Annotated in this window: 6 protein-coding genes; 3 read left to right on the forward strand and 3 right to left on the reverse strand. The window is 65.6% G+C overall.

The genetic code is table 11. The annotated features are described in order from the left end of the window. Positions 1–540: 540 nt before the first annotated feature. From QMX78_RS18315 to radC, 3 genes are all read right to left on the reverse strand, one after another. On the reverse strand, positions 541–1413 hold the full coding sequence (locus QMX78_RS18315; RefSeq protein WP_282272230.1) for an SPOR domain-containing protein: 873 nt from the start codon (positions 1411–1413) through the stop codon (positions 541–543). A gap of 21 nt (positions 1414–1434) precedes the next feature. Continuing rightward, positions 1435–3123 carry an arginine--tRNA ligase gene (gene argS, locus QMX78_RS18320; RefSeq protein ID WP_282272231.1) on the reverse strand — a complete coding sequence of 563 codons (1689 nt, stop codon included), beginning with the start codon at positions 3121–3123 and terminating at the stop codon, positions 1435–1437. 196 nt (positions 3124–3319) lie between these two features. Next, positions 3320–3994 carry a DNA repair protein RadC gene (gene radC / locus QMX78_RS18325; protein ID WP_282272239.1) on the reverse strand — a complete coding sequence of 225 codons (675 nt, stop codon included), beginning with the start codon at positions 3992–3994 and terminating at the stop codon, positions 3320–3322. A gap of 97 nt (positions 3995–4091) precedes the next feature. Between radC and coaBC the strand changes: the two genes are divergently transcribed. Genes coaBC through QMX78_RS18340 form a run of 3 tightly spaced genes read left to right on the forward strand, consistent with a single transcriptional unit; the run spans position 4092 to position 8164 of the window. Next, a complete protein-coding gene (gene coaBC, locus QMX78_RS18330) occupies positions 4092–5333 on the forward strand; it encodes a bifunctional phosphopantothenoylcysteine decarboxylase/phosphopantothenate--cysteine ligase CoaBC (RefSeq protein WP_282272233.1) in 1242 nt (413 codons plus the stop codon). Then, a complete protein-coding gene (gene dut / locus QMX78_RS18335; RefSeq protein WP_282272235.1) occupies positions 5330–5797 on the forward strand; it encodes a dUTP diphosphatase in 468 nt (155 codons plus the stop codon). The genes coaBC and dut overlap by 4 nt, the downstream gene beginning before the upstream one ends. 15 nt (positions 5798–5812) lie before the next feature. Next, positions 5813–8164 (forward strand): phosphomannomutase/phosphoglucomutase, encoded by a 2352-nt coding sequence (locus QMX78_RS18340; RefSeq protein ID WP_282272237.1) that lies wholly within the window; start codon positions 5813–5815, stop codon positions 8162–8164. Positions 8165–8407 lie beyond the last annotated feature (243 nt).

Raw genomic sequence — 8407 nt, forward strand, 5'->3', positions numbered from 1 at the left:
GCCAAAGCCAAAGCCAGGAGCCAGGAGCCAGGAGCCAAGAGCCAAGAGCCAAGAGCCAAAGCCAAGAGCCAAGAGCCAAGAGCCAAAGCCAAGAGCCAAAGCCAAAGCCAAAGCCAAAGCCCCAACTCTCCCCTGCGCCAGCGGCGCAAGGGAGGGGGTGACGGCGTGATCTGTCGGGCCGCGGCGTGGCGAAGCAGCGCTCTGCCCCCTCCCTTGCGCCGCAGGCGCAGGGGAGGGTTGGGGAGGGGGGCTCTTCGCAGGTAAATCAACGTCGCAAAAAGATCGAATTTCGAGCAGGCGTGCACTCAAAGCCCCGGGTGCGCTCCGCTTACCCGGGCTACAACGGCACAAACAAAAAGCCCCAACACCAAAACGATGTCAGGGCCTGAATGATCAAGAAGCTCTTCGAGCGACCTGTCAGTCGCAACAGCCCCCTTTAGTTAAAGGGGGCGCGCCGACAGGCGCGGGGTTTTGGACAAGAAGGGCACGGGGCCCAAAGTTTGTTTCACAAACTTTGGGGTGAAGCCGCCATAGGCGACTTCACTGCGCCTTGATCGCCATGGCCTGCAAGCCAGTGCCGTTGAGCTTGGCCTTGGCCTCGGCCAGTTCGCTGGCGGTGCCATACGGGCCCATGCGCACGCGGTATACGGTGTTGCCGTTGATCTGCGCCGATTCCACGCGTGCTGCCAGGCCCATCATCGCCAGCTTGGCCTTGGTCGATTCGGCATCACCCGAAGCACCGAATGCACCTGCCTGCAGGATGTAGCGCACGTTCTCGGTCGCAGCCGCGGGTGTAGCTGCAGCAACAGTCGCAGCTGCCGCCGCAGGTGCCGGCTTCGGAGCGGTGGCCGCCGGAGTAACGCTGGCAACCTGTGCCGGACGTGCCGCCGTTTCGCTGATCGGCGCCGGCTGGCGGGTGGCTTCGCTCACCGGTGCCGGCAACGGACGCCCTTCCAGTGCTGCCTGTGCACGCTGGGCCTCGGTCGGCGGCGTCGCAGGAGTAGCCGGCGTTGCCGCCGCAGTCGCGCGCGCGGCGGCCGCGCGGCGCTGTTCCTCGGCCTTGGCACTGGCGGCCAGCTCGGCATCGGACATCTGTACTTCCGTGCCCGGCAGCAGGGTGTAGAAGTCGTACTGGGTGGCTGGCTTTTCCTCCGGCTTGGCACCGGCAGGCGTGGCTGGCTTGTTCGATTCCACCCCGGCGTCGACGTCGGCGTCAGCAACCGGTGCCGGCTGTGCGTCCGGATTGGGTTGCGGGCCTACGCGCAGGAAACCGTCGCCGTCCTTCTTGAACAGGTTCGGCGCCGCCAGGAACACCACCGCCGCAATCGCCACGCCGGCAACCAGCCACACCCAGCCGGGCGTGCCATTGTCGTTGTTGCGCCGGGCTTGGGTTTTGCCGCGTCGTGCTGCCATGTCTACTGCGTCTCCAGGTGTTTACATCTTTTCCGGGGCACTGACGCCCAGGATGCTCAGGCCATTGGCCAGGGTCTGCCGTGCGGCGCTGGCCAAGGTCAGCTTGGCGTTGCGCTCGGCTGCATCATCCACCAGCACGGGGGTGCCGTGATACCACGTGTGGAAAGCGTGTGCCAATTCACGCAGGTACTGCGCGATCTGGTGCGGTTCCAGCGCGATGCCGGCCGCTTCCACCACTTCCGGGTAACGCGAGATTTCGTTCATCAGTTCCAGCGAGGCGTCGTCGCCCAGGCGCGACAGCGCGGCCAGACCGTCGGCCTGCTTGTAGTCCAGGCCCTTTTCCTGCGCCTGGCGCAGCAGCGAGCACACGCGGGCATGCGCGTACTGCACGTAGAACACCGGGTTGTCGCTGCTCTGCTGGCGGGCCAGGTCGATGTCGAAGGTCAGCTGCGAGTCGGGCTTGCGCGCGATCAGGAACCAACGCACCGCATCGCTGCCCACTTCCTCGATCAGATCGCGCAGGGTCAGGTAGCTGCCGGCACGCTTGGACAGCTTCACTTCCTCGCCGCCGCGCATCACCGTCACCATCTGGTGCAGCACGTATTCCGGCCAGCCCTTGGGAATGCCCAGGTCCAGCGCCTGCAGGCCGGCGCGCACGCGCGCCAGCGAGCCGTGGTGGTCGGCGCCGAGTTCGGTGATGGCGCGTTCGTAACCGCGCTGCCACTTGCTCAGGTGATAGGCCACGTCCGGCAGGAAGTAGGTGAAGGTGCCGTCGGACTTGCGCATCACGCGGTCCTTGTCGTCACCAAATTCGGTGGAGCGCAGCCACAGTGCGCCGCCTTCCTCGTAGGTATGGCCGGAGCTGATCAGCTGCTGCACGGTTTCGGCAACCTTGCCGTCCTTGTACAGTGAGCTTTCCAGGAAGTAGATGTCGAAATCAACGCCGAATGCAGCCAGGTCCAGGTTCTGTTCGTTGCGCAGGTAGGCAACGGCAAAGCGCCGGACTTCTTCCAGGTTCTCTGCATCCTTGGCGCCAACGATCTGGCTGCCTTCCAGGTCCACGGTCTGGCCCAGCAGGTAGGCCTTGGCCACGTCGCCGATGTATTCACCGTTGTAGGCCTCGCTCGGCCACTGTTCGTCGCCCGGCTTGAAGCCGCGCGCACGCGCCTGCACCGACTTGGCGAGGTTTTCGATCTGCACGCCGGCGTCGTTGTAGTAGAACTCGCGCTTGGCGTTCCAGCCGTTGGCTTCCAGCACGCGGGCGATGCAGTCACCGATCGCGCCTGCGCGGCCGTGGCCGACATGCAGCGGACCGGTCGGGTTGGCCGACACGTACTCGACGCCGACGCTGCGGCCGTTGCCACTCAGGTTGCGGCCGTAGTCCTCGGCCTCCTTGAGCACGCTGACCACTTCGCGCTGGTAAGCCACCGGCGAGAGTTTGAAGTTGATGAAACCAGGGCCGGCGATCTCGACATTGACGATGTCGTCGCTGGCCGGCAACGCGGCAAGCAGCGCCTGCGCAACGGCGCGCGGATTGCTGCGCGCGGCCTTGGCCAGCAGCATGGCGGCGTTGGTGGCGAAATCACCGTGTTCGCGGGTCTTGGGTCGCTCGACCACGAAATCCGGCGGCAGGGTGTCGGCAGGCAAGGTGCCGTTGGCGCGCAAGGCTTCGATGCCTTGGCCGATGAGGGCGCGGAGTTGGGCTTTCACGTGACTATTCTGCTTGAAGCGCGGAACTGACCATTTTACCTGACCTGCGACGAGGCCGCCCGCGGCACGCCTGCTGGGGTCAGCAATGTCAAAAAAACAGAAAGGCTGCGGCGACCAGCGTTCAAGGGGTATTCCGGTGTCCGACCGGGCAGATCTGGGGGCCGGGGTAGGCAGGAGGGGGTTCAGGCTGAGGCGTTCAGACCCAGCCCCGCGCGGCCAGCGACACCGGCGCGCCGTCGCCGATCACGAAATGGTCGAGCAGGCGGATATCCACCAGCGCCAAGGCCTGCTGCAGCCGAGCGGTGATGGCGCGGTCGGCCGCCGACGGTTCAGGATTTCCGGATGGGTGGTTGTGGCCGACGATCACCGCCGTAGCGTTGTGGGCCAAGGCCTGGCGGACGACCTCACGCGGATGTACCTCGGCGCTGTCTACCGTCCCTGTGGATAACTCTTCAAAGGCCAAGGCCCGGTGGCGGTTGTCCATGAACAGCACGGCGAACACCTCCTGCGGGCGATGGCGCAGGCGTTGGGCGAAGTAGCGGCCGGCAGCAGCCGGGTCGGTCAGCGCATCGCCGCGTTCCAGCCCGGCGGCCAGATGGCGCCGGCCCAGTTCCAGCGCGGCGCTGAGCTGGCAGGCGCGGGCAGGACCCAGTCCCGGCAATCGGGCCAGTTGCGGTGCGCTGCGGTCCAGCAGTGCCCGCAGCGGGCCGTGCGCCTGCAGCAGCTCACGCGCGGTCTGTACCGCATCGCGTCCGCGCAGGCCCGAGCCGAGGAAAATCGCAAGCAGTTCAGCGTCGGAAAGTGCAGCTGCGCCACGTGCCAGCAGTTTTTCGCGCGGGCGTTCAGCGCTGGGCCAATCACGGATATGCATGAGGGGCAGATTCACCGCCATTTGCCAAAAACTGGATCAGGCGTAACAAAGCCTTCGGTTAAGCTAACCCTTCTTCTGTACCTAGGAATCCCCATCCGTGACCGCCGTTTCCCCCACTTCCCGCCCCTTGGAAGGACAGAAGCTGCTGCTATGCGTAGGCGGCGGCATCGCTGCGTACAAGTCGCTGGAGCTGGTGCGTCGGCTGCGTGATGCCGGCGCCACCGTGCAGGTGGCGATGACGGCTGGTGCGCAGCAGTTCGTCACTCCGCTGAGCTTCCAGGCGCTGTCCGGCCATCCCACCCGCACCACGCTGTGGGACAGCGCCGCCGAGCAGGCCATGGGCCATATCGAACTGGCGCGCTGGGCTGACCGCATCATCATCGCCCCGGCTACGGCCGACCTGCTGGCGCGGCTGGCGCACGGCAATGCCGACGACCTGGTGACCACGCTGTGCCTGGCCAGTACCGCGCCGCTGACCGTGTGCCCGGCAATGAATCACCGCATGTGGCTGCATCCGGCCACCCAAGCCAACATGGCCCTGCTGCGCGAGCGCGGCGTGCAGGTGATCGGGCCGGAGGACGGCCCGCTGGCCGAAGGTGAATCCGGCCCTGGTCGGGTCAGTGAAGCACCAACCATCATTGCTGCACTTGCCGGCAACCTGGCTCCGCAGGCCCCGGCCAAGCCGGGCCGCCTGAACGGCATACGCGTGCTCATCAGCGCCGGCCCCACCTACGAAGATCTGGATCCGGTGCGTTATGTAGGCAACCGCAGCAGCGGCAAGATGGGCTATGCCCTGGCCGCTGCCGCCGCCCGCCAGGGCGCACAGGTGGTGCTGGTCAGCGGCCCGGTACAGTTGGCCACGCCGGCCGGTGTGCAGCGCATTGACGTGCGCTCGGCCGCGCAGATGCGTGAGGCCGTGCTTGGTGCCTTGCCGGCCGATATCTACATCGGTGCAGCTGCCGTGGCCGATTACACGCCGCGACAGGTATCGCCGCAGAAGCTGAAGAAGACCGTCGGCAGCCAGACCCTGACTCTGGAACTGGTGCGCACCGCCGACATCCTGGCCGAAGTGGCCGTGCAGGAGCAGGCCTTGAAGCTGGTGGTGGGCTTCGCCGCCGAAACCCACGATGTGGAGAAGTACGCACGCGGCAAGCTGGCCGACAAGCACCTGGACCTGATCATCGCCAACCAGGTCGGCATCGCCGGCAACGGTTTCGAGAGTGACCAGAACGCGGCCGTGGCCTATTGGAACGGCGGCCTGCGCGAATTCCCGGGCACCGCCAAGACCCAGCTGGCCGAACAATTACTGGATTTGATTGCCGAGAGGTTGGACGCATGAGTAATGGACTGCAGCCCTTGCAGGTGAAATTGCTGGACCCGCGCTTCGGCGACAGCTGGCCGCTGCCGGCCTACGCCACCGAAGCCAGCGCCGGCATGGACCTGCGCGCGGCGACCGAAGCGGCGCTGACGCTGGAGCCCGGTGATGCGGCCCTGCTGCCCAGCGGCATCGCGATCCATATCGCCGATCCCGGCCTGTGTGCGGTGGTTCTGCCGCGCTCCGGGCTGGGCCACCGCCATGGCATCGTGTTGGGAAATGGTACGGGCCTGATCGACGCCGATTACCAGGGGCCACTGCTGATCAGTGTGTGGAACCGAGGGCGCGACGCCTTCACCATTGAACCGGGCGACCGGATCGCGCAGTTGGTGGTGATGCCGATTGCACGGGTGACGTTGCAGGTAGTAGATACTTTCATCGACAGTGCACGTGGAACGGGTGGATTCGGCCACACCGGGGTGCGCTGACAGGGGGAACGCACGATGAGCCAAGGCAATGAGAGCGGGCGGCCATGTCCTGCGCTGGGTCGATTAACGCCACTGCTGGCGGTACTGCTGCTGTTGTTGGCCGGCTGGTTCGGCTGGAGTGCCGTAGATCAATGGATGCAGTCCGGTACCAGTGCCGGGCTTGAGCAATCCCGCGATCAGGCCGTGGCTGACGTACAGAAGGCGCTGGCTACGCAGACCGCGCAGTTCGGCAAGCAGCTGGCGTTGGAGCCGGTCAAGGCCGCGCTGGCCAACGGTGATGCAGCTGCCGTCGCCTTGGCGGTACGTGAAAAGTGGAACGGCGTGGAAGACGCGCAGGTTCTCGACGCCAGCCTGGCCGAGGCTTATGCCGATCCGGCGGCGTTCGGCTACTCGCGGCTGGCACTGCTGGAGCAGGCCATGGCCACCGGCCAGCCGGTCACGCTGGTGGTCCGCGATGGTGGTAGCCCGAGGCTGGGCCTGGCGGCACCGGTGCTGTTGCAGGGCAAACCGGCGGTGATCTACATCCGTCAGCCGCTGACCCGGCTGACCTCCGTGTTTGATGGCATCGATTCGCCGAGCAGCGCCTTCCTCGGGTTGCGCCAGGGCGGTTTCACCATCGTCCAGAAGGGCGCCCCCGACCTGGGTAACAGTGCTGATGCACTGGCGCGCCCGGTCGGCGATACCGGCCTGCGCGTTGTGGCTGAGCTGCCGGATGCCAGTACTGGCTTGATGGGCCTGGGAGTGATTCCAAGCGGCATCGTGGCGTTGTTGCTGCTGGCTGTTGCTTTGCTGTTGTTGCTGGGCCGCAAGCGCTTGGCGAATCTACCCGTCCTGCGCAGGAACACCGTGCAGGCCGACGATAGCGGCCCGACCCTGCAGGAAGCGCTGGAACAGGACCCGCAACCGCTGCCGGCCTCGGCCAATGCGCGCGCTGCTGATGCGCCGCCGGCGCGCGTCGAGCCGGGTGCGGACGCGGTCCTGCCGGTCATCTTCCGTGCCTACGACATCCGCGGTGTGCTTGGTGCCGAGTTGAATGCCAATGTCGCCACGTTGATTGGCCAGGCCATCGGCAGCGAAATGCAGGCGCAGGGTTTGCGCGATGTGGTGGTGGGCCGCGATGGCCGCCTGTCCGGGCCGGAGCTGGCCGACGCCTTGATCACTGGCCTGCGCCGCGCTGGTTGCGATGTGATCGATATCGGCATGGCACCGACGCCGGTGGTGTATTTCGCCAGTTATCACCTGCGTGCTGGCAGCTGCGTGGCGGTTACTGGCAGCCATAACCCGCCGGACTACAACGGTTTCAAGATCGTCATCGGTGGCGAGACGCTGTCTGGCGACGCCATTACCGACCTGTACAAGCGCATCCAGGAAGGCCGCCTGCAGCATGCCGACAACGAAGGCAGCCTGCAGCAACGCGAGGTCATCAACGACTACGTGCAACGCATCGCCGATGACGTGCAGTTGGATCGCCCGCTCAAGGTCGTTGCCGACGCCGGCAATGGTGTGGCCGGCGCGGTGGCGCCGCAGTTGCTGGAAGCCATTGGCGCCGAGGTGATCCCGCTGTACTGCGAAGTGGATGGCGACTTCCCCAACCACCACCCGGACCCCAGCGATCCGCACAACCTCGAAGACCTGGTGCAGATGGTCAAGCGTTTCGACGCGGACCTGGGCGTAGCCTTCGATGGTGATGGCGACCGCCTCGGCGTGGTCACCAAGGATGGCAAGATCATCTTCGCCGACCGCCTGCTGATGCTGTTCGCCGCCGATGTGCTGGCGCGCAACCCCGGCGCGATGGTCATCTACGACGTGAAGTGCACCGGCAAGTTGTCGGATTACATTCTGCGCAACGGCGGCAGCCCGATGATGTGGAAAACCGGGCATTCACTGGTCAAGGCCAAGATGCGCGAGACCGACGCCGAGCTGGCTGGCGAGATGAGCGGCCACTTCTTCTTCAAGGAGCGCTGGTACGGCTTTGATGATGGCCTGTACGCGGCGGCGCGCCTGCTGGAGATTCTGGCGCAGCGTGATGAAGAACCGTCCGAGGTATTGAACGAGTTGCCGGATGCGATCTCCACGCCGGAGTTGAAGGTGGCGGTGGAAGAGGGCACGCAGCATGCGCAGGTGGCCCTGATCGTGGGCGCAGCGCAGGTGGAGGACTCTCCATTCGCAGGTGCGCGCATCTCGACGATCGACGGTCTGCGTGCCGACTTCAGCGACGGCTGGGGTCTGGTGCGTGCCTCCAACACCACGCCGGTGTTGGTGTTGCGTTTCGAGGCCAACGATGAAGTGGCGCTGGAGCGGATCAAGGGTGTGTTCCGCGAGCAGTTGCTGCAGGTGTTGCCGGCGGGGACTGAGCTGGGGTTCTGATCGAATATTATTTGGCGAAAAGCCGTTTGCGTGTTGCGCGGGCGGCTTTTTGTTTTCGCGGGCTTTTGTTCTCGCGTGTCGCTTTCCTGCATGGCGGTTTGCCGGGTGCTAGGGATTGCTGCAAAGAGCACCCCTCCCCAGCCCTCCCCTTGGCTGCGCCAAAGGGAGGGGGTGTAGCGCGCGCAGCCTGTCAGATCGAAGCGCAGCCGCCTGTCTCCCTCCCTTTGGCGCAGCCAAGGGGAG

Origin of the sequence: Stenotrophomonas sp. PS02298, assembly GCF_029959445.1 — a bacterium.
Classification (GTDB): Bacteria; Pseudomonadota; Gammaproteobacteria; order Xanthomonadales; family Xanthomonadaceae; genus Stenotrophomonas.

Bases quoted from the DNA above. Each gene is read 5' to 3' on its own strand.
- QMX78_RS18315 (WP_282272230.1), bottom strand. From the start codon at position 1,413: ATGGCAGCACGACGCGGCAAAACCCAAGCCCGGCGCAACAACGACAAT.
- radC (WP_282272239.1), bottom strand. From the start codon at position 3,994: ATGCATATCCGTGATTGGCCCAGCGCTGAACGCCCGCGCGAAAAACTG.
- dut (WP_282272235.1), top strand. From the start codon at position 5,330: ATGAGTAATGGACTGCAGCCCTTGCAGGTGAAATTGCTGGACCCGCGC.
- QMX78_RS18340 (WP_282272237.1), top strand. From the start codon at position 5,813: ATGAGCCAAGGCAATGAGAGCGGGCGGCCATGTCCTGCGCTGGGTCGA.